Origin of the sequence: Mesorhizobium escarrei (assembly GCF_935825525.1) — a bacterium.
GTDB lineage: Bacteria > Pseudomonadota > Alphaproteobacteria > Rhizobiales > Rhizobiaceae > Mesorhizobium > Mesorhizobium escarrei.
On the sequence record NZ_CAKXZT010000173.1, the window covers coordinates 1 to 20640 of the forward strand.

20 protein-coding genes and 1 pseudogene are annotated in these 20640 nt (G+C 62.5%); 5 read left to right on the forward strand and 16 right to left on the reverse strand.

Annotated elements, in window-relative coordinates; all coding sequences use genetic code 11:
- On the reverse strand, positions 1 to 756 hold a 756-nt coding region (locus NMG80_RS33170), incomplete at its 3' end, for an ISNCY family transposase (protein WP_254022049.1).
- 391 nt (positions 757 to 1147) lie between these two features.
- Between NMG80_RS33170 and NMG80_RS33175 the strand changes: the two genes are divergently transcribed.
- Together NMG80_RS33175 and NMG80_RS33180 are read left to right on the forward strand one after the other, a co-directional pair.
- The gene (locus NMG80_RS33175) at positions 1148 to 1705 is read left to right on the forward strand and encodes a hypothetical protein (RefSeq protein WP_254022050.1); all 558 of its coding nucleotides are present in this window, start codon (positions 1148 to 1150) and stop codon (positions 1703 to 1705) included.
- A 453-nt stretch (positions 1706 to 2158) separates the two neighbouring features.
- Entirely contained in the window at positions 2159 to 2617 is a 459-nt protein-coding gene (locus NMG80_RS33180; RefSeq protein WP_254022145.1) for a phasin, read from the forward strand.
- Positions 2618 to 2784: 167 nt separating this feature from the next.
- Here the strand turns inward: NMG80_RS33180 and NMG80_RS33185 are convergent, their stop codons facing one another.
- The 3 genes and pseudogenes from NMG80_RS33185 to NMG80_RS33195 all read right to left on the reverse strand — a co-directional run.
- A complete protein-coding gene (locus NMG80_RS33185; RefSeq protein ID WP_254022051.1) occupies positions 2785 to 2970 on the reverse strand; it encodes a hypothetical protein in 186 nt (61 codons plus the stop codon).
- Between the two features lie 48 nt (positions 2971 to 3018).
- A complete protein-coding gene (locus NMG80_RS33190; RefSeq protein ID WP_254022052.1) occupies positions 3019 to 3327 on the reverse strand; it encodes a GYD domain-containing protein in 309 nt (102 codons plus the stop codon).
- Between the two features lie 371 nt (positions 3328 to 3698).
- A pseudogene (locus tag NMG80_RS33195) lies at positions 3699 to 4109 on the reverse strand (transposase); the annotation flags it as partial.
- 829 nt (positions 4110 to 4938) lie between these two features.
- Between NMG80_RS33195 and nuoH the strand changes: the two are divergent.
- From nuoH to NMG80_RS33210, 3 genes are read left to right on the forward strand one after another with little or no spacing between them, the layout of a single operon-like run.
- A complete protein-coding gene (gene nuoH, locus NMG80_RS33200) occupies positions 4939 to 5925 on the forward strand; it encodes an NADH-quinone oxidoreductase subunit NuoH (RefSeq protein ID WP_254022053.1) in 987 nt (328 codons plus the stop codon).
- 30 nt (positions 5926 to 5955) lie between these two features.
- Positions 5956 to 6522, forward strand: coding sequence for an NADH-quinone oxidoreductase subunit I (locus tag NMG80_RS33205; RefSeq protein ID WP_254022054.1), 567 nt, complete (start codon positions 5956 to 5958; stop codon positions 6520 to 6522).
- A 43-nt stretch (positions 6523 to 6565) separates the two neighbouring features.
- Positions 6566 to 7006 carry a CBS domain-containing protein gene (locus NMG80_RS33210; protein ID WP_254022055.1) on the forward strand — a complete coding sequence of 147 codons (441 nt, stop codon included), beginning with the start codon at positions 6566 to 6568 and terminating at the stop codon, positions 7004 to 7006.
- A gap of 14 nt (positions 7007 to 7020) precedes the next feature.
- Here the strand turns inward: NMG80_RS33210 and nuoG are convergent, their stop codons facing one another.
- The 12 genes from nuoG to NMG80_RS33270 form a co-directional block, all read right to left on the reverse strand.
- Positions 7021 to 9633: an NADH-quinone oxidoreductase subunit NuoG gene (gene nuoG / locus NMG80_RS33215; protein ID WP_254022056.1), complete on the reverse strand. Its 2613-nt coding sequence runs from the start codon at positions 9631 to 9633 to the stop codon at positions 7021 to 7023.
- Positions 9634 to 9664: 31 nt separating this feature from the next.
- On the reverse strand, positions 9665 to 10930 hold the full coding sequence (nuoF, locus tag NMG80_RS33220) for an NADH-quinone oxidoreductase subunit NuoF (RefSeq protein WP_254022057.1): 1266 nt from the start codon (positions 10928 to 10930) through the stop codon (positions 9665 to 9667).
- 5 nt (positions 10931 to 10935) lie between these two features.
- On the reverse strand, positions 10936 to 11448 hold the full coding sequence (locus NMG80_RS33225) for an NADH-quinone oxidoreductase subunit NuoE (protein WP_254022058.1): 513 nt from the start codon (positions 11446 to 11448) through the stop codon (positions 10936 to 10938).
- 16 nt (positions 11449 to 11464) lie between these two features.
- Positions 11465 to 12679 carry an NADH dehydrogenase (quinone) subunit D gene (gene nuoD / locus NMG80_RS33230; protein WP_254022059.1) on the reverse strand — a complete coding sequence of 405 codons (1215 nt, stop codon included), beginning with the start codon at positions 12677 to 12679 and terminating at the stop codon, positions 11465 to 11467.
- A 28-nt stretch (positions 12680 to 12707) separates the two neighbouring features.
- Positions 12708 to 13244, reverse strand: a complete 537-nt coding sequence (locus tag NMG80_RS33235; protein WP_254022060.1) for an NADH-quinone oxidoreductase subunit C — start codon at positions 13242 to 13244, stop codon at positions 12708 to 12710.
- The gene (locus NMG80_RS33240; protein ID WP_254022061.1) at positions 13241 to 13744 is read right to left on the reverse strand and encodes a NuoB/complex I 20 kDa subunit family protein; all 504 of its coding nucleotides are present in this window, start codon (positions 13742 to 13744) and stop codon (positions 13241 to 13243) included. Before NMG80_RS33240 ends, NMG80_RS33235 begins: the two co-directional genes overlap by 4 nt.
- Entirely contained in the window at positions 13732 to 14097 is a 366-nt protein-coding gene (locus tag NMG80_RS33245) for an NADH-quinone oxidoreductase subunit A (protein WP_254022062.1), read from the reverse strand. The genes NMG80_RS33240 and NMG80_RS33245 overlap by 13 nt, the downstream gene beginning before the upstream one ends.
- Positions 14098 to 14250: 153 nt before the next feature.
- Positions 14251 to 15690, reverse strand: coding sequence for an NADH-quinone oxidoreductase subunit N (locus NMG80_RS33250; RefSeq protein ID WP_254022063.1), 1440 nt, complete (start codon positions 15688 to 15690; stop codon positions 14251 to 14253).
- Entirely contained in the window at positions 15687 to 17162 is a 1476-nt protein-coding gene (locus tag NMG80_RS33255; RefSeq protein ID WP_254022064.1) for an NADH-quinone oxidoreductase subunit M, read from the reverse strand. The genes NMG80_RS33250 and NMG80_RS33255 overlap by 4 nt, the downstream gene beginning before the upstream one ends.
- 7 nt (positions 17163 to 17169) lie before the next feature.
- Positions 17170 to 18930: a Na(+)/H(+) antiporter subunit D gene (locus NMG80_RS33260; protein WP_254022065.1), complete on the reverse strand. Its 1761-nt coding sequence runs from the start codon at positions 18928 to 18930 to the stop codon at positions 17170 to 17172.
- On the reverse strand, positions 18923 to 19177 hold the full coding sequence (locus NMG80_RS33265; protein WP_254022066.1) for a hypothetical protein: 255 nt from the start codon (positions 19175 to 19177) through the stop codon (positions 18923 to 18925). Before NMG80_RS33265 ends, NMG80_RS33260 begins: the two co-directional genes overlap by 8 nt.
- The gene (locus NMG80_RS33270) at positions 19174 to 20637 is read right to left on the reverse strand and encodes a monovalent cation/H+ antiporter subunit D family protein (protein WP_254022067.1); all 1464 of its coding nucleotides are present in this window, start codon (positions 20635 to 20637) and stop codon (positions 19174 to 19176) included. The genes NMG80_RS33265 and NMG80_RS33270 overlap by 4 nt, the downstream gene beginning before the upstream one ends.
- Between the last annotated feature and the right edge of the window lie 3 nt (positions 20638 to 20640).

Sequence of the window (20640 nt, forward strand, 5' to 3'; positions counted from 1 at the left end):
GGTGCATCGTGATGCCTGCTCCTTCGCCTGTGGGGAGTTGGCGCAGATGATGTCTATGTTGAGCTCATAGAGCGCCCGGCCGAATTGCGTCAGGCCGCTGCCGCGATCCAACTTGGAACCATGCGTCGTCCGGAAGATACCGTGCTTGTCGCTGTAGAAAGCCAACGGCTTGCCCCATGCCTGCAGATAGGACTTCGCCGCGTGAAAGTAGTCAAACGTGTTCTCCGACCCGGCAAAGCGCAGATGCAGCAGCCGGCCGGTCGCGTCGTCGATGAAGACGAGCAGGGCGCATTTGGGCCCGCGCTCCTCGAACCACCAGTGATGCGAGCCATCGATCTGCACCATCTCGCCTAGACAGTCGCGCCGGCCGCGCGGCTGGTGCAGCCGGCGCTTGCGCTCACGGCGCAATGTCCAGATGCCCGCCTCCGTCATCCATTTGCGCAACGTCTCCTTGCTTACCGCAAGCTGGTGCCGCTCAAGCAGCTTCTCGCGCGCCAGCGTTGGACCGAAATCGCCGTAATGCTCCCGAATCAGTTTCAGCGCAAAGTCGCGAACGCCATCAAGAATGCGGTTGTTGGAGGGACGGCCACGCGCCTTGTGGCAAAGAGCCGGCGCGCCTTCAGACTGAAACGTCTTCATTAGCCGCTGGACTTGCCTGGCCGAGACGCCGAGCAAACCCGCAGCCGTGGCGCTGGTCATTCTTCGCTCACTAACCCTCGACAGAACCTCAATCCGCTGCAGCTCGCGTTCGCTCATCAGAACCAGTCCCAACCTGCAATCTCCTGTGCGCTCGAAGGCGAGGAGATTGGCAAGGCAAATGCAGGGGCGACATTCCTACTTTGCCAGATCCGGACATTTTAACTTAGCTGCTACAATGTAAAGTTGCATAAAAGGCGGCGTGGAACTCGAACGTTCCGCTCAGGGCAGGCGCGCGGCCGCAAACTGTGGTAGGTGCTCGTTGCACATATCTTGGTCGCCCAGAGTGCCTCGTTGAGGCCATGCCGTCAAAGGCGGAAAAGATGTCGGCCTACACGCGTTGGCCCGTTGGCAAGGGCTGTAATTGCCCCTTGGCCTGCTCGGTGGTTAGGGCATGTGGAACGATGTCCCTATCGCAGTGTTAAATGGCGAAAAGAGGGAGGCAGTACAGATGGATGATCTCAAAGAGACGGCATTGATCGCGCGGCTTGCGGCGCGGCACGAGTTGTCAAGGGACGCGGTAAAAACCGTGCTGCGTGCCCTGCGCTCGGGCGGCGGTTCCATGGCGCAGTTCAGCCATGCCGAATTCGGCGGCATGTCGCAGTGGTCATCAGGCATGACAATGGTCGGCGACATGTTCAACGATGCGCTGAGGGCGAAGCTGAACGCGGTGGCCACCGATCTAGCAGCTTATCTACGGGAGAATCCTGAGGTCGCCCATAGTGAACCTGCCGAAGTGAGCTATAGATCGCAGCAGCAGGTACCTGAAAGTTGGCCGGGCGGACTCGGCACACCCTCATCGACCGGATCGCAGAACCATTTGCGTTACGCGATCTATCCTGACACGCGGCGACTGGTCATCGAGGATGCCGGGCAGCGTACGGTCTACGACACCGGCGATCACGTTATCTCGGGAATCGCCCAGGCGCAAAGTACGGATGCGACACTGACATTCCGCAGCCAGAACGGCTTTGTGCGGCTCTCGGAGCTGAAGAAGGTCGATGCTTAAGGTGTGGCCTGCGACACTCCTGGCGGTGCGTTTGGCCCGCACCCATGATGGCCTTGTGGTGAAACGGATATGAGATTGAGCCTATCATTACCTTCGTGGCGATGACGAGATGAGCCTACGGGCGTGCTTTGCGGACGTGCGATTGCCCGTCTCGGTTCACGCCGAGCTTTTCTGCGTTCTGGGGGACGGCCATGGAAGTTCGCCTCAGAAGCGGCGCCTAATCGGAAACCTTAGCACCTCGGCGTTTTGGGGTGGTTGTCTGAATTCTTCGACGGCAACTGCCTCAATCAGCAGGTCCAAGGCTTCGCGACCCCTCCCGCGGTAAGGCTGGGGCAAAAAGGCATGGTGCGGCGCACAAAAATATTGCAATGCACTACAGATGCCGTAACGTCAGTTTCCTAAATGAACGAGGCGGCTTTTGTGAAAGGCCGCCCACCGCAAAGGATGGAAACTATGACCAAGACCGCTGATAAAACCGCTGAAATCATCGAGAACGTAGAACTCCCGACCGTTGACGAGGTAACCGATCAGTTCCGCGCTGTCGCCGAAAAGGGCGTCGAGCAGTCGAAAGAAGCCTTATCGAAATTGGCGACCGGCGCCGAGGCAACCCAGACGGCTCTCGAGTCATCCTTCGAAACAGCCAAGACCGCTAGCAATGAGCTGTCGCTGAAGACGATCGCCGCGCTGCGCGCAAATGCTGAGGCCAGCTTTTCTCACCTCGAAGCCCTGGTTGCCGTGAAATCGCCCTCCGAGTTCATCGAACTACAGACCGCCTTCTTGCGCAAGCAGGTGGAAAAGACCGTCGAACAGGGCAAGGAGTTTCAGGCGGCGGCGACGAAAGCCGCCGAAGATGTATCCAAGCCGATCAAGGACGTCTACGAGAAGGCGATGAAGGATCTCAAGGTCGCCTGATTGGTCTAGGCTATCGGAAATCCCCGCAAATAGAAAAGTTCCGAATGACGCCCGCGCCGACCCGGCGCGGAGCGGCCTTGGCAAGTTTTCACCCCGCCCGTCATCCGATATGCAACGGGCCGCTCGCGTCCTTGCGGCAAAGATTCGTCTGGGAATAAAAGCTTCACTCAGGCATGTGTGCGCGACGACGTCATTTGCTCGGGCGACGGAGCCTGGCTTAGCGGCACGCAAAGATCGGCTTCGCTGATTTTTGCCTGTCCGCTAAGCTGCAGCACGCCGAAAAGCTTGGCTTTCAACGCGTCAATCGTGGGCAAACCGTCGCCGCCCCTTCTTGCTTTGAGATTCGGCAGCACGGCGCGTTCAATCGAAACCGTGCTGCCTTCAATGTACTGTCAGGCCAATCAGCCGGCGGGCGTGTAAACGCCGACAGCCTTGTTGGCAGCCGCGAGCACCGCCTTCATGTCGAGCTCTTCGAGAACAATGAGGTCGGTCACCGAGCCGCTTGCCCGCACCGCCAGGGCTAGGCCCATCCCAGCGGCCTGGTCCGGAACCTCAGCATTGATGACGATATCATACGCGCCGCGAGTAAACATCACGCCGGCCACCTTGCCGCCAACGCTTTCAAAAAGCGCCTTGATTGCAGCTTCCCGGTCTGAGCCCTGTATCAATCCTTTGTAAGCATGGGGCGCATAGTTTGCCAATATAGTCACTTTTATGGGTATTCCTCCACAATGGCTTCGAGCGGCCCGACAGCCTTTTCGGGGTAGACCTACAGACGTCGGGTTCTGACCGGCGGGCAGACGCGAGGGACGGTCGCCGGCGCGAATGATATGCGCGCAAGCTAATGTAATGGCATCGTGCGAACGAATGCTGTGTTCGTCGGGGGAGTGGTGCATCGCAGAAGGCTTGAGCGCCCAATTCGTACACCGCGCTCCAGGCTGGACGGTTGGTTTGACTAGAAAGTCCCGCCAAGTTGTGTGCGTCAAGTTCTGCAAAAATGGCGTGGCATTCAGCGGTGACGTTGGCGTTTCCGCCGCGCAGCCCCCGTGTTTAGCGGAGCGGCGGACATGGCGGCCGCGTCTCAGGCGGCCAATGCCCTCAGGCTCTCCTTCTTGTGCTCGCGCAAATGATCCATATTGAGGTAGCGGGTCGCCTCGAGCCAGTTCTCGTGGATCTCCACCGCCAGTGCCCGAACCAGTCGCAGACAGCTCTGCTGACTGGGGAAGATGCGGACGACCAGGCTACGCCGCTTGATCTCCTGGTTCAGCCGCTCCAGCATGTTCGTCGACTTCATGTGATTGTGATGGGCAAGCGGCAGCCGATAGAAACTCAGCGTCTCCTCGATGCTGTCCTCTACCCAGCTCACTAATTTCGGGTATTTGGCCTGCCATTTGGCGATCCACTGCGCCAGGTCGCGCTTGACCTCGGCTAGGTCGCGCCGGTCATAGAACCATCTGAGCTCCATCAGGCAGTCGTCATCGACCTTGCGCGGCCCACTCGGCACGAAAGGAGCCGGCGAAGTCCCGATTCTCAACGTTGCTGCAGCAATTGCCATGGCGACCCAGCCGTGTTGGGGCCGCAATCAACGACGCTCAATGAAGAGCGTAAGTGCGTTGTGGCCGAGCTGGACAAGGTGCCCGCGGCGACCGGTGTCATCGCGCTGCATCCTGCGGTGCTGGCACGCTACGAGGAACAACTAAACCAACTTCAAACGGGCTTGCCAAAGGCATTGTGGCTGGCGATTCCGAATCTTCAGAGGCGATGCAGGACTTGATCGAAACCGTTACTGTGTTTCGAGATCCATCGAGGATCGGCGGAATTGAAGTCGAAATCGCTGGGCGTCACACCGCACTTCTGGGCGAGAATGCCTTCCCCAACGGCGTCAAGGGAGTGTGGGGAAAGGTGGTAGAGGGGAGGGAACTGCAATCCAACATTCTCCGTGCGCCGGCAAAACCGGCGGGCGGTAGCACTTCCACTCGGTGCGCCAGCACACCGCATCGCCGACACCATCGCTCTTGGAGCGAATTTCTTCATCCCCCTGCCAGCCGTGGCGCGCGGATCATTTCGGCTTCGCCGGAGAGCGTGGCGACCCACGCCGTCAGCTAACCACTTCTCGCGACGCGATAGAGGGGCAAAGAAAGCTTTGCGACAGAGTCCGTTTGGGTCCCAAGCGACACACACCGTGTGGCCAGCAACGGTAAGACTGTGATACCATTGCACAAGTTGCGTCGCCGCCGGCAGACTGCCGTTCCCGCGAAGCCGGACAAGCGCAAGTGCTCAGTGTCGTAAGTCTCAACCCGTTGAACAAGTAGCTGCGGATTATGGAACTTGTCTTCGCCCTTGGCCTGATCGCCTTCAAGGTCGCGTTGCTGATTGCGATCCTGCTGCTGCTGCCCTTGCCGCTGACGTGGCTCGAACGCAAGATCGCCGGACACATGCAGCAGCGGATGGGGCCGATGCGCGTGGGGTGGCACGGCTTGCTGCAGCCAGTGGCGGACGGAATCAAGCTCCTAACCAAAGAAGACCACATCCCGGCCGAAGCCGACCGCTTCCTGTTCAAACTGGCGCCAATCCTGGCGCTCACCCCGCCCTTCGTGGTGTTCGTCGCGATCCCCTTCGGCGAAAGCGTCTCGGTCCTCGGCGCCGAGATCACGCTCTACGTCTCCAACATGAACGTGGCGCTCCTTTTCGTCTTCGCGGTGATCGGGATCGAGGTCTATGGCGTCATCTTCGGCGGCTGGGCCGCCAACAGCAAATACGCGGTCCTGGGCAGCCTCAGGACCTGCGCGCAGATGATCAGCTACGAGATCCCGATGGGGTTCGCGGTCATCGGCGTGGTAATGCTGGCGCAATCCATGAGCCTGCTCGAGATCGTGCGGGCGCAGGCCGATGTCTGGAACATCGTCTACCAACCGGTCGGCTTCTTCGTGTTCTTCGTCGCCGGGCTGGCCGAAGCGCAACGCATTCCCTTCGACCTGGCGGAAGCGGAAGGCGATCTGGGGGCCGGGTTCCATACTGAATACAGCGGTATCCGCTTTGCGTTCTTCATGGTCAGCGAATACGCCATTATGCTACTGGTGTCGGTCCTGTCGGTCATCCTGTTCTTCGGCGGCTGGAATGGCGTCCTGATCCCGTTGCCGCCGCTCCTCTGGTTCGTGCTCAAGGTCGCGTTCTTTCTCTATGTGTTTATGTGGTTCCGCTTCACATTTCCGCGCTATCGCTACGACCAACTGATGGCGATTGGATGGAAAGTCTTGCTTCCACTGTCATTGGCGAACATAATCATAACCGGCGTCGCTTTCCTTTAGGAACCGCAGCGGCTCCGTAGCGAGGCGGCGATGTCGCGCGCAGTGGACAGAAGTGGAACATGGATCGGCTGGGCGTTCTTCGCCGATCTGGGGGACGCCCTGGCGCTGACCTTCAGCTATATGTTCTCCAGATCCGTGACCATGCAGTATCCGGATCAGGAAAAATGGTTGCCCTATTCGCGTTACCGCGGGCATCACTTCCTGAAGCGCGACGAGGAGGGCGAAATCAAATGTGTGGCATGCGAACTCTGCGCGCGGATTTGTCCCTGCGACTGCATCGAAGTCATCCCCTACGAGGACGAGAAGGGCAACCGGCGCCCGGCAAAATTTGAGATCGACATGGCCCGGTGCCTATTCTGCGGGCTGTGCGAGGACGCTTGCCCGGCGGACGCGATCGCGCTTGGCCAACAGTACGAATTCTCGAGTTTTTCCTCGCGTGACCTGGTGGTCGGACGTGACGATCTGCTCGGCAAACCGGGCAAGGCGACGACCGGCGGCGGTGTGGTCGCGGCGCGCCTGAACACCGAACAGGACGTGCTGGTCGAGACGAGCGAGCCGCAGGGATACGACTGGTGGCAGAATATCCGCCGAACGTGAACGCGGCAGCCGTCAAGCCGGAGCGCGCAGACAGGAGGCTCAGATGCTTGTCCGCCAAATCTTGAAGACCAAATCTCCCGAGCTCATCTCGGTCGCACCAGATCAGACGGTCGTAGAAGTCCTGCGGCTGTTTCGGGACAACAACATCGGATTCGTGGTCGTCAGCCGTTCGCCCGGGGAATGCCTGGGCACGCTGTCGGAGCGGGACTGCTGCCATGCGGTGGCTGAATACGGAATCGAGGCGCCCACAATGCGGGTCGCCGACATCATGAACCGCAGTGTGGTGACCTGTTCGACACAGGATTTGCTGCCCTTTGTGATGTCGCTCATGACCGAACGACGCACGCGCCATGTGTTGGTCATGGATGGCGACGCTTCTGTCGGCGTGGTGAGCATCGGCGACGTAGTCAAGCACCGGCTCGACGAATTGCTCCGTACCGAGCAAGCGTTGAGCGATTACATTGCCGGGACCCCTTATCACTGAGGATGCAAACCCGACTAGGGTGAACTGCCCGGAAGCTCGGCAATGCCTCGGCCGTGATTTTCAGGGCGCCCCCCGACTCCGGTGGCGAAGGCAGCGTGCGCCTTTTGAACCTCCACCGGACAAGGGTATTCGCCCCGCCGCATAAGGCTGTTGAGACGCAAGTCTCTATAGTTTTCCGGCACGAACACGAGGCCCCGGGGAAAATGTCTGTTGACCTTGAGCTGCGCCCTCAGTTCGCCCTGGGTGGATCGTACGATCACCTGATCGCGATCCGAAAGGCCAAGCTCTGCGGCGTCCCACGCGCTCATCTCAACATATGGGTCATCCGCCACCGTATTCAGGATCTCCGAGCGTTCGGAAAGATATCCATTGTGGAACAGGCAGTTGCCGGTGACCAGCATGAGCCGGTCGGTCGCATTCGGGGCAGGCGGGGGGGCGAAGAACTCGCCAGCCGGCGGCGTCGGGTCCGCCGTGGTGAATGCTCCGTCGGCGCCAAGCCCTTCCTGCGTCAACCCCCGGTAGGCGGGAACCAGCCGAGCTATCTCGCCGAAGATTTCGCCTTGCATCGACGGCTGCCATGCCTGGCTGCGGAGCGCGGCGACGAAGTCGAAGATCGCCAAATTGCCCCGCGCCTCGAAGGCGGGTTCGCGGAACTTGCGGACCGCCTGGATCCGGCCCTCGTTGTTGGTGAACGTGCCGGATTCCTCTCCATAACCCGCCGCGGGCAGGACGACATCGGCCACGCCCACCGTATCGGTGAGGAAGGTGTCCTGCACGATCAGAAGATCGGCGGCGCCAAGCGCCCGCTTGACGAACTCACGGTCGGGATAGGTCATCAGAGGGTCGCTTCCGGCGATATAGAGCGCGCCTATGCGCCCCTCGTTACAAAGCGCCAGCATAGCGTCGATATCCGCGCCCGCCTCAGGCGGAATTTCGGCGCCCCAAGCCCGTATGAGAGCTGTGCGCGCCGCGTGATCACCGACCGGGCGCAGCCCCGGCAGGACCGCCGGCAGAACCCCCATGTCCCAAGCGCCTAGCTGGTTGGCTCGGTCGAAGAGGAACTGCATCGCTGGGCCCTTGCCGAGCACGCGGAGAACCCGCAACAGGTTGGTGAGCTGCTGCAGCGTTGCGCGCGCTTCGGAAAGCCTCAAGAGGTCGGCGCTGACAAGCACGGTGACGCTTCGACCTTTCAACAGTAGGGCGGCCAGACGGTCCGGCCCGTCGCTGCCGGTGGTCGCTGCTGGCCCTCCGGTTGTCGCATCGATGTCCGCAATAACTTCGCCCACCGAGTTCTGACCGGCTCCCGCGACCAGCGCCGCTGCCATCGCGGCGAGGCTCGCGGCCTCAGCGCCCGGCGCAACGCGAACGACCGCTGGGGCATCGGCATCCAGCCGGGATGGGCGCGCCGAGAGCATGATCAACGTGGTCTGCCGCCGCCGCGCCTCGTCTCGCAGCAGGTATTCGGTGACCGGGTTTTCGTCGGTCACGTTGCCACCGACGACAAGCACGCAGTCGTTGCCTATCACCTCCTCCAGCGGCGCGCGGGTGTAGAAGCCCGCCACCAACGGGCCGAGCGTATCGAAGGGCGTGGACCAGCGCGACGAGCAGTCGATGTTGTTGGTCCGGAATACCGTCCGCATCAACTTCTGGAACTGGTACAGCACCTCGTTGGGCAGGCGCGGCGAGGCCAGCCCGCCCGCAGCCTTGCTCTCGACCGCCGACAGGCGCCGGCACAGGTAGCCCCCGGCTTCGTCCCAGGAAACCGGAACCAGTGCGCCGTCACGACGGATCATCGGCCGCTTGATCCGGTCCCGGCTCCCGACGAAGTCGAGGCCGAAGCGCCCCCGCACGCAGAGCGTTTCGCGATTGACGCCATGCTCCCACTTCGAGCGGACCCGCATGAACTCGCCCTTGCGCGCGCCGACGGTGAGCTGGCAGCCGGTGCCGCAATGCGGGCAGACCGTGTCGGTCTCGACCAGATCCCAGGGCCGTGCCTTGTAGCGATAGGGGAAGCTCATCAGCGCGCCGACCGGGCAGACCTCGACGCAATTGCCGCACTGGTCGCAACTCGCGAGACTGCCCTCGAAGCCGGTGACGGCGGTATCCATGCCTTTTTCGATGGTGCCCAAGGCGACCGCTCCGACCACGTCCTCGCACATCCGGACGCAGCGCTGGCACTGGATGCAGCGGTTGACGTTCATGATGATGACGGGGCTGAGACGGATGTCCTCGGAGTGGAACACACGTTTGGCATCGCGGAATCGGCTTTCCCGGGGCCCGTATGCCATCACCATGTCCTGAAGCTCGCACTCGCCGCCCTTGTCACAGATCGGGCAGTCGAGGGGGTGGTTGGCAAGCAGCATGTCGAGCATGGAAGAGCGCGTTTCGTCGATCAGCGGCGTGTTAGTCCGCACCACCATGCCGTCGGTGACCGCCGTGGCGCAGGAAGGCTGCAGCCGCCGCTGCCCTTCGATCTCCACCAGGCACATGCGGCAGGAGGCCAGCGCCGGCAGCCGCTTCAGATAGCAGAAGGTCGGGATTTCGATGCCCAAACGCTCGGCAGCCTGCAGCACCGTAGAGCCTGCCTCCACTTCCAGCGTTTGTTCATCGATCGTGACGCTAACCATGACTTCTTGCGGCCTTCTCCCTGCGCGCTCCTTAGTGAAACGAGCACCTGCCCTTCTCGATATGGGCGACGAATTCATGCTCGAAATGCGCCAGTGCCGCCCGCAGCCCCATAGCCGCGCCGTCGCCCAGAGCGCAGAACGTGTTGCCGAAAATGCCCTTGCAGAGCGCTTCCAGCTGTTCCAGATCGTCCGGCGCGCCCTGCCCTGCCTCGACCCGGCGCAGCACTTTCACCACCCAGTTCAGCCCTTCGCGGCAAGGCGTGCATTTCCCGCAGGACTCGTGGTGGAAGAACTCGATGATCCGGGTGGCGACCTTGACCATGCAGGTCGAGTCGTCGATCACGATCACTCCGGCCGAGCCAAGCATCGAGCCGACCGCAGCCAGCGAGTCGAAGTCCATCCCGACATCCAGCCCGCGCTCCGGGATCAGCGGCGCCGAGACCCCGCCGGGGATCACCGCCTTGATCCTGCGCCCCGGCGGCGGCCCGCCCGCGCGGTCCTCGACCAGTTCACGCAGCGATATGCCCATCGGCAGTTCGTAAAGGCCCGGGTTCCGCACGTGCCCGCTGAGGCAATAAAGCTTGGGACCGGGGCTCTTGTCAGGGCCGATGCTGCGAAACCAGTCCGGCCCCCGCGCCACGATATGCGGCACGCAGACCAGCGTCTCGACATTGTTGATCACGGTCGGGCTGGCGTAGAGCCCCGCGACCGCCGGAAATGGCGGTTTCAGACGGGGCTGCGCCCGCTTGCCTTCCAGCGAGTCGAGCATCGCCGTCTCCTCGCCGCAGATATATGCGCCGGCGCCGCAATGGATGTGCACGACGAAATTAAAATCCGAGCCCAGAATCCGTGTTCCCAGATAACCCTTCGCATGGGCCTCGGCGATCGCCTGCTTCAGCCGGTGGATCGCCAGCACGTATTCCCCGCGGATGTAGACATAGGCGGTTTTCGCCCCGATCGCGTAGGCGCTGATCACCATGCCCTCGATCAGCTGGTGCGGATCACGCTCCATGATGATCCGGTCCTTGAACGTGCCGGGCTCGCCCTCATCGGCGTTGCAGCACAGGTATTTCGGCTTGTCGGCCCGTTTCGGCACGAAGCTCCATTTCAACCCGGTCGGGAATCCGGCGCCGCCGCGACCGCGCAGGTTCGATTGCTTGACGAGGTCGATGATCTCGTCGGGCGTGTGCTCGCGCAGCGCCTTCGCCAGCGCCTGGTAGCCGCCGCGGGCCTCATAGCTCGAAAGCAGATGGCCATCCGGCACGTCCATGTTTCTGAGAAGGACCGGTTCGAACATGGCGGCTACTCACCCGGCGGCCCTGCGGCGGCGAGTTCGGCGCCAGTCGTTTGCCCCGCCGCCGCGCGCAGCCTGTCCAAGAGCGCGTCGATCCGCGCAATGTCGAGGTCGCCGTGATAGTCGTCGCCGACCTGCATCACCGGGGCCATCTCGCAAGCGCCGAGGCATTCGACGGTCGAAAGCGTGAACAGCCCGTCCGGGGTCGTGCCGCCCTTTTCGATCCCCAGCACAGTCTCCAGATGCCTCAGCAGGTCCTCGGATCGGCGCAGCAGGCAGGAGAGGTTGTCGCAGAGTTGCAGGTGGAACAGACCCACCGGCTCGGTGTGGAAGAGGGTGTAGAAGGTCGCCAATTCGTAGACCCAGACCCGCTCGACACCGAGGATGTCGGAGACCTCTTCCAACACCGGGCCGGGCAGGTGGCCATGTTCCTTCTGCGCGATCAGAAGCGCGGGCATGATCGCCGAGCGCCGGTCGGGATACCGCGCCGCCGCCGCCTCGATCTTTTCGCGCATGTTCATCGCGTCAAATCCCCTGCTACTTGTCTACCTCGGCCATCACAGGGTCGAGGCTGCCCAGCACGGCGATCATGTCCGCCAGGTAGCGGGCATTGCTGACCCCGAACAGTCCCTGAAGGTTGACGAATGACGGCGCCCGCACTTTCATCCGGAACGGTTTTTGCGACCCGTCGCTGATGATGTAGAACCCGAGCTCGCCCTTTGGCGCCTCGATCGCCGAATAGACCTCGCCCTTCGGTACCTTGAAGCCATAGGCCGAGAGGTCGAAATGCTGGATCAGCGCCTCCATCGAGCAGTGCACCCTGTCCTTGTCCACCGGGAAAGCGATCGTCGGCATGTCGATCTGGAACGGCCCCTCGGGCATCTGGTCGAGGCACTGTTCGATGATCCGGACGCTCTCGCGCATCTCCTCGACGCGGCATCGCCAGCGCGCGTAGCAATCGCCCTCATCGCGGGTAATGACGTTGAAAGCCAGCCGGTCGTAAATCTCGTAAGGCTCGTCGCGGCGGATGTCCCAGTCGACGCCCGAGGCCCGCAGGTTCGGGCCACTCAGGCCAAGGTCGATACCGTCCTCGGCTGAGATCACGCCGATCCCCTGCGTGCGCTTCAGGAACACCCGGTTGTTCTCGACCAGCCGTTCATAGTCGCGGATCCGGTTCGGGAAGATGTCGCAGAACTCCCTGATCTTGGGGAAGAACCCGTCGGGCAGGTCCTCGCGCACACCCCCGACCCGGCAGAAGGAGGTGTGCATCCGCGCCCCGCTGATCATCTCCAACAGGTCCATGATCATTTCACGCTCGCGCATGGCGTAAACCAACGCGGTCATGGCGCCCAGATCCATCGGCAACGCGCCGGTGATCAGGAGGTGACCGGAGATCCGCGCGAGTTCGGCCATCAGCACGCGGATATACTGCGCGCGGATCGGCGCTTCGATGCCCAGGAGCTTCTCCACCGCTAGCGCGAAAGCGAGGTTGTTCGAGGGCGGGCAGAGGTAGTCGAGCCGGTCGGTTAGCGGAAAAATCTGGGTGTAAGTGAAGCTCTCGGCCAGCTTTTCGGTGCCGCGGTGGAGGTAGCCGATGTGTGGGTCCACGCGCGCGACATACTCGCCGTCCAGCTCAAGGACGAGCCGCAGCACCCCATGCGTGCTGGGATGCTGCGGGCCGAGGTTGAGAAGCACCTCCTTTGTGTCGAGCGCTTCACCTGTCGGCCTGCTCAGTTCCGTGACTTCGGTCATCTCACTTCCCGGCGTCGAACGGCCTCCCTTATGGAATGTCCTTGGTGGCGAGATCGGGCTGCGTCGGCGGCGGGCCTTCCGCGCCAAACGGGTTCAGCGTGTCCTTGTAGCCCCGGAGCGGAAAGTCCTTGCGCTGCGGAAAGCCCTCGAAGCCTTCCCACATGTAGATCCGGCGCAGGTCTGGATGGCCCTCGAACCGGATGCCATACATGTCCCAGGCCTCGCGCTCGTGCCAGTTGGCGGTCCGCCAGACCCCCGTCACCGACGGGACCCGCGGCGGATCGCCGAGCCCGCACTTGATGCGAATGCGCCATTTGTTGGCCAGCGAATAGAGGTGGTACACCGCCTCGTAGCGTGGTGTGTCGGGGTAGTGATCGACGCCGCAGATGTCGGACAGGAAATCGAACCTCAGCGTAGTGTTTTCCTTCAGGAACCGGCAGAGATCGACGATCATTCCGGAGGGCGCGGCGAAGGCATGAACACCGTGCGCGAAGCCGAGGTCGTCGATCCCCCCGCTGAAACGCTCCGCGATCGTAGCGGGGATGAGAGGGGCTTCGCCGCTCATGACGCTGCGATCCGTTCCAGAGGCGTCCCGGCCAGCGCCCGGGATTTTTTGATCTTCTCCTGAAGCAGAAGGATGCCATGCATCAGCGCCTCGGGCCGCGGCGGGCAGCCGGGCACATGCACGTCCACCGGCACGAAAGTCTCCGCCCCCTGCACCACGGCGTAGGTGTTGTAGACCCCGCCCGAGATCGCGCAGGTGCCCATGGCGATGACCCAGCGCGGCTCCGGCATCTGGTCATAGAGCCGGCGCACGACGGGCGCGAACTTCCGCGTCACCGTGCCGGCGATGATCATCACGTCGGACTGGCGCGGCGAAGGCCGGAACACCACGCCGAAGCGGTCGAGATCGTAGCGGGCGCAGCCGGCCGAGATCATCTCGATGGCGCAGCAGGCAATCCCGAAGGTCTCGGGCCAGAGCGCCGACCGCCGGCTCCAGCTGATGACACTGTCGGCGGTGGTGAACAGCACGCTGTCGCGGATCGTTTCGCCTACTCCTCCCATTCCAGCGCTCCCTTCAGCCAGGCGTAGGCGAAGCCCACGATAAGCAGCAGCATGAAGACAAACATCTCGACATAGCCGACGAGCCCGATCTCCTTCAGCACGACCGCCCAGGGAAACAGGAACATCGCCTCGACGTCGAACACCACCAGCAGGATTGCGAGGATGAAGAACTGCACCCTGAAGCGGCCCCCGGCGGCCTCGCCGGCTGGGTCCATGCCGCACTCATAGGGCATGTTCTTCGCGGGATAGGGGTTGGACGGGCGCAGGAGCGAGGAGACGAACAGCGTCACCACGGCCACCAAGACAATTCCGGCGACCATGAAGAGAACCGGCAGGAATTCCATTCCAGTCATGTCGCGCTGCCCTGGTCACCCACCGAGGGCTTGCTCAAGCTGCGACCGACCAATCTTCAGGCCGGCGGTGCTGGCCCTCGTGCAGCGACTAGGGCATCCTTTCGTACGCTCCAGAGTATTCCCTTGGCCGGTTCATTGCAAATCCAATCGTGGTCAACCGCCGAACACGGAACTCTGGGCAAGCCTCAGAAACCACGCCGGAAACAGTCCGATGCCGATGGTGCCGGCGGCAGTCAAGGCGAGCGTGGCGCGGACGGACGGCGTCAGGGCAGGCTCGAACGCGCGCTCCGGCTCGCGCATGTAGATCACCATGACGATGCGGATATAGAAGTAGGCGGCGACGGCGCTCAGCAGCACTGCAATCACCGCCAGTATGACGAAACCCCGCTCGATGAGCGCAACCAGCACGTAGAACTTGGCGAAGAACCCGGCCGTCGGCGGAATGCCGGCCAGCGAGAACAGATAGAGCAGCATCAGGAGCGCCAGCCCGGGATGCGACTTGGCGAAACCCGCGTACTCCTCGATGACCTCGCCCGAGAAGTCACCGTTCCGCATCATGATGACGGTGCCGAAGATGCCGAGGTTCATGAACGTATAGATCAGCAGGTAGAGCATCACGCTGGCAATCCCGTCCGCACCGCCGGCCACCACGCCGAACATGGCGAACCCGGCATGGGCGATGCTGGAATAGGCCAGGAGGCGCTTGAAATTGTCTTGGACCAGCGCCACGAAACTGCCGAGCGCCATGGTCACCACAGCAATGACCGCCACGATGATCCAGGCATCCGAGGCTGCGACAAGCGGGTTGAGGAACACCCGCAGGATCACCGCGAACCCCGCCGCCTTGGGGGCGACCGACATGAAGGCCGTGATTGTCGTCGGGGCGCCTTCATAGACGTCCGGCACCCACATATGGAACGGCACCGCGCCGACCTTGAAGACCAGCCCCGCGACGATGAAGACCACCGCCAGCAGCAATCCGGGATCGAGCGGATCGCCGGTCACCGCCGCAGCCATCCCGTCCAGCTGCGTCGTGCCGGTGAGCCCGTAGACCAGCGAAACGCCGTAAAGGAAAATCCCGGTCGAGACCCCGCCAAGGATCACGTATTTCAGCGACGCTTCGTTCGACCGCCGCTGCTGCCGCAGGAAGCCGGTCAGCACATAGGTGGAGAGCGACATCAGCTCGAGGCCGACATAGACCGACAGAAGATCGGTTGCCGAGGCCATGATCATCATGCCGGAAAGCGCAAAGAGCAGCAGGACATAGTATTCGCTCAACGCGATCCCCTCGATCTCGGCATATTTTCGCGACAGGAGGAACGTCAGGATGGTCGAAAGGTAGAACACCATCTTGAAGAAAACTGCGAAGCGGTCGACGATAAACATGCCCGAATGGGCCGGCCGCACCTCGCCCGCCAGTAACAGTGTCGCTAGGGCCGCAACCAGCACGGTTGCAGCGGAAGCCCAGACAAGGAAATGCCCCGGCCCCTTTGGCACAATCTGACCCAGGATCAGGAGGATGCAGGCGCCGGTGACCACGACGATCTCGGGCAGGCTCGCAAGGATCGACTGGTAGAGCGCGGCGTCGGTCATGGGCCGTCCCCCCTGCCGTGCACCTGCGCCAGCAGATGCTTCGCCGATGCGTCGATGATGTCGAGAAAGGGTTTCGGATAGAGCCCGACCCAGAGCACAAAGGCGGCCAGTGGCAGGATCGCCACCATCTCGCGGGCGTTCACGTCGCGTATCTTGAACCGCGCGCCGACGCTGGCCGGACCGAGCGCGACTTTCCTATACATGCCAAGCAGGTAGGCCGCGCCCAGCAGAGCACCCAGAACGGCGGCGGCGCCGACAGCCAGATTGGCCGCAAACGCGCCCGACAGCACCAGCAACTCGCCCACGAACGAATTCGTTCCCGGCAGCGCCATCGATGACAGGGTGAACAGCGCAAGAAACGCGGTATAGACCGGCGCCGCCTTCATCAGCCCGCCATAATCCGCGATGCTGCGGGTATGGGTCCGCTCGTAGATCAGACCGACGAACAGGAACAACGCGCCCGTCGTTACGCCATGATTGAACATTTGCAGGATGCCGCCCTCGAGCCCACGGAGGTTCAACGTGAAAATTCCCAGCGTCACGAAACCCATGTGGCTGATGCTGGAATAGGCCACCAGCTTCTTGAGGTCGTCCTGCCCCAGCGCGAGTAACCCGCCATAGACAATTGCGAGCGCCGAAAGCGAAAGCATTAGCGTCGAATAATACAGCGACGCCTCCGGCAGCATCGGCAGCGAGAACCGCAGGAAGCCGTAGGCGCCCATCTTCAGGAGAACGCCGGCGAGGATGATGCTACCCGCCGTCGGCGCCTGCACATGGGCGTCCGGCAGCCAGGTATGGACCGGGACCATCGGCACCTTGACCGCAAACGCGATCAGGAAGGCGAAGAACAGCCAGGACTGAACCCGGAACGGCAAATCCTGCGCCGTCAGGGCGAGGATGTCGAAAGTCTCGCCGCCGTGGAAATAGAGCACGATGACACCGATCAGGAACAGAAGGCTGCCTGCCAGCGTGTAGAGGAAGAATTTGAACGCCGCATAGACCCGGCCGTCGCCGCCCCAGACGCCGATGATCACGTACATCGGGATCAGCATCGCCTCCCAGAAGACGTAGAACAGGAACAGGTCGAGCGCGCAGAACACCCCCAGCATCAGCGCCTGCATGGCCAGCAGGCTGACCATGAACTCCTTCACCTTGCGGTCGATCGCGACCCACGAGGCGAGCACGCAGATCCAGCCCAATAACGCAGTCAGGAATACAAAGAGCGCGCTGATTCCGTCGATGCCGAGCGCGTAAGTGATTCCGAGCGCGGGCACCCACGGGCGCGTCTCGGTGAACTGCATCTCGTGGGTAGTGGTGTCAAAGCCGGCCAGCATAGCGATGCAGAGAGCGAGGTCGAGGACGGTGACACCTAGCGCCGTCCACCGCACCGCATCGTCGCTGCGGAGAAACATCAGAACCGCTGCCCCGGCGGCGGGCATGAACACGATGAGGCTAAGCAGCGGGAACGCCATCGCACCCCTACCGCCACACCACGGCGAAGACGGCGATGGCTGCGATCACACCGACGATCATGGCCAGCGCGTAATGGGTCACGACGCCGGTCTGCAACTGTCGCAGCGCGCCGCCACCGCGCAGGATCGAACGGGCGACGCCGTTGACGACGGCGTCCACACCGTTGAGATCGATCCGCAGTCCGGCCCGTGCGGTTCCGTGCAGGAAGGGCAGCACCGCGGTCTCGGACACGTCGCTCACCGCCTTTTCGTAGCGCGCCAGCGGTTTTTCGGCGAGCCACATGAAATGCCGCGCGCCTTTGCGGTAGAACCAGTCGGTGTCGATGCTGATCGTGTTCTCGGGGTCGAGCGCCCTGAGGAACAGCACGAAGCCCAATGCGGTGAACATCAGTATGCCGAGGCTCTCGGTGATATGGACGCCGGTGTAGGGTTCGAAGTCGACTGGATGGGGCAGCAGCGCGTAAAGTGGTTGGGGGAACACCCCGATCGCGATGCACAGCACCGCCGCCATTCCCATCGCAACCAGCATATTGCGGGGCGGCTCCCGCGCCTCCAGCTTCCGGTCCGTGCCGAAGAACATGTAGTACGGGAGCTTGAGCCCAGTGTGCAGGAAGGTCCCAGATGATGCCATCGTCAGCGCCATCACGACCAGCGCGCGGTGATCCTGTCCGGCGGCGGCCACCACCATCGATTTGGTCACGAAGCCCGAGAAGAACGGAAATGCCGAGATCGCGAAGGCGCCGACCATGTAGAGCGCCACGGTCAGCGGCATGGTCCTGTAGAGCCCACCGAGCTCGGTGAGCTTGCGCCGCCCGGTGACGTGGATCACCGCCCCCGCACCCATGAACAGGAGCGCCTTGTAGAGGATATGCGCGAAGGCATGGCTGGAGGCCCCGTTCACCGCCATCTCGGTACCGATGCCGACGCCCGCCACCATGTAGCCCACCTGGCTGACGATGTGATAGGCCAGGAGCCGACGGCAGTCGTTCTCCAGCACCGCGTAGATGACGCCGTAAAGCGCCATTGCCGTGCCGAGCCAAACGAGAAGCTCGGTGCCCGGAAACGCCCGGGCCAGCACATAGACGGCGGTCTTGGTGGTGAAGGCGCTCATGAACACCGCTCCGGTGACGGTCGCCTCCGGGTAGGCGTCTGTCAGCCAGGCGTTGAGAGGCGGCACCGCGGCGTTGAGCATGAACCCGGCAAGGATCAGGTAGGCGGCGACGCCCATCCCCCCCTCGATCGGGCCGAAGAGCAGCGAACCTGTGGCGAGCCCGTGGAGAATGACGCCACCCAGCAGGGCGACGCCGCCGGTGATATGGACCATGAGATACCGGAACCCCGCACGGATCGCCTGTTTGCCGCGCTGGGCAAAGACCAGATAGGCAGAGGCAAACGCCATACCTTCCCAGAACAGGAACAGGGTCAGGTAGTCGCCTGCAAACACCACGCCGAGCGCGCTGCCAACATAGACGAACGCCGCCACATGCTCTCCGGCGCCCGTCAGGTGCAGCGCGTAGACCATGCCGATCAGCGCCATGATGGTGAAAACGGTGGCGAAGACGATGCTCAGTCTGTCGACCTTGGCGATCAGGATTTCCTGCCCGATGAACTCCGCCGCGCCGTAGCTGCCTGGCTGCACGGTGAGCACGGCGAGGATCGCCACCGCGGGGATCAGCATCAGATAGGCCTTGCGGATTGATCCTTTCAGGAAAGGGATCGGCAGGGCGCCAAGAATGAACAGCAGGGCGGGATGGACGAAGTCAATCATAATAGTCCTCGCGCCGCATCAACCCGCCCTGATGGCCGAGGAACTTGGAGACGAAGATCAGCAGGACGCAGGACAAGAAGCCATAGACGGCCGACCAGCCCGGCAAGCGGTCCCACAGGTATTCAGCATGTTCGCGGGGGACCAGAAAATCGGCGATGACGATCAGAACGAGCGCAAGATAAAACAGCCGGCGGCGTTGCTCCGCGTATCTCGCCTCACCAAAGAAATCGACGACACGCCTGATCATCTGACCACTCCTTCCGCCAGGGTGAGAAAATAGCCGGGGAAAATACCCATCGACACCGACAGGATCGCGGTCGCGACCAGCGGGATCGTCACCATCGGAATTTCACGGACCGTCGTCGGACTTTCCTGTGTCTCCGTCCCGAAAAAAGCGACATAGCTGACCGGCAGGAAGTAGGCGGCGTTCAGGACCGAGCTCACCAAGAGCACGACCAGGAACGCAATCTCCCCCGCCTCCACCGAGCCCAGCGCCAGATACCACTTGCTGACGAAGCCCGCGGTCGGCGGCACCCCGATCATGCTGAGCGAGGCCACGAAGAACGCCCCCATCGTCCAGGGCAGCCTGCGGCCGATGCCGGCCATGTCGCTGATGTTCCGCTTGCCAGACGCGCAATAGATCGATCCGGCGCAGAAAAAGAGCGTGATCTTGGAGAAGGCATGCGCCGCAATGTGGATGATCCCGCCGACCATCGCGACCGGCGAAAGTAGGACCGCGCCCAGCACGATGTAGGAGAGCTGGCTGACCGTCGAATAGGCGAGCCGCGCCTTCAGGTCGTCCCGCGTCAGAGCGTAGATGGACGCCATCAGAATCGTGAACGAGACCAGATAGGCCGTTGCAATGCCGAGCCCCAGCCCGTCCACCAGCCCCGCGCCGAAGACATGGAACACCACCCGCAGCACGCAGAACACGCCCATCTTGACCACGGCCACCGCATGCAAAAGCGCGCTGACCGGTGTCGGCGCCACCATTGCGGCAGGTAGCCAAGCGTGCATCGGCATCACCGCAGCCTTGGCGAAACCGAAGAGATAGCAGAAATAGACGACCGTCAGTAGCGGCGCCGCGGCGTCGACCCCCGCCAGCAGCCCCCCCGCCACAAAGTCGAGCGACCCGGCAATGTGGTAGGTCAGTGCCAGCGCGGCAAGAAGCAAGCTTTTCGACGCGCCCATCAAATAGACGAGGTACTTGCGGCTACCCGTCCATCCCTCTTCGTCCTCGTGGTGATAGACGAGCGGATAGGTGACGAGGCTGAGCACCTCGTAGAAGATCACCAGCGTAAATAGATTGGCGGCGAAGGCGCCCCCGACGGCCGCCGCGAGGCTGGTCGCAAAGCAGGCGAAGAACCGGGTCTGCGCGTGCTCGTTCAAGTGCCGCATGTAGCCGATGGAATAGATCGCCGCCACAATCCACAGCAGCGACGAGACGGTGGCAAACACCATGCCGAGCGCATCGACCCGGAAAGCGAAGTCGATCCCAGGCAGAATCTCGAACAGGCGTAAATCTACCGTGCCGCCCGCCAGCACCGTGGGCGCCATCGAGGCGACAATTGCGAACATGGCGATCGCGGCCAACGGCGAGACGACATCGCGGAGTTTCTCGCGGTTGTTCAGAAGGAGAACGGCAAGGGCCGCCAGGCCTGCAACGGCGACGGCAAGCAGCGGCCGGATCGATATCACCGGTTCCAAGCC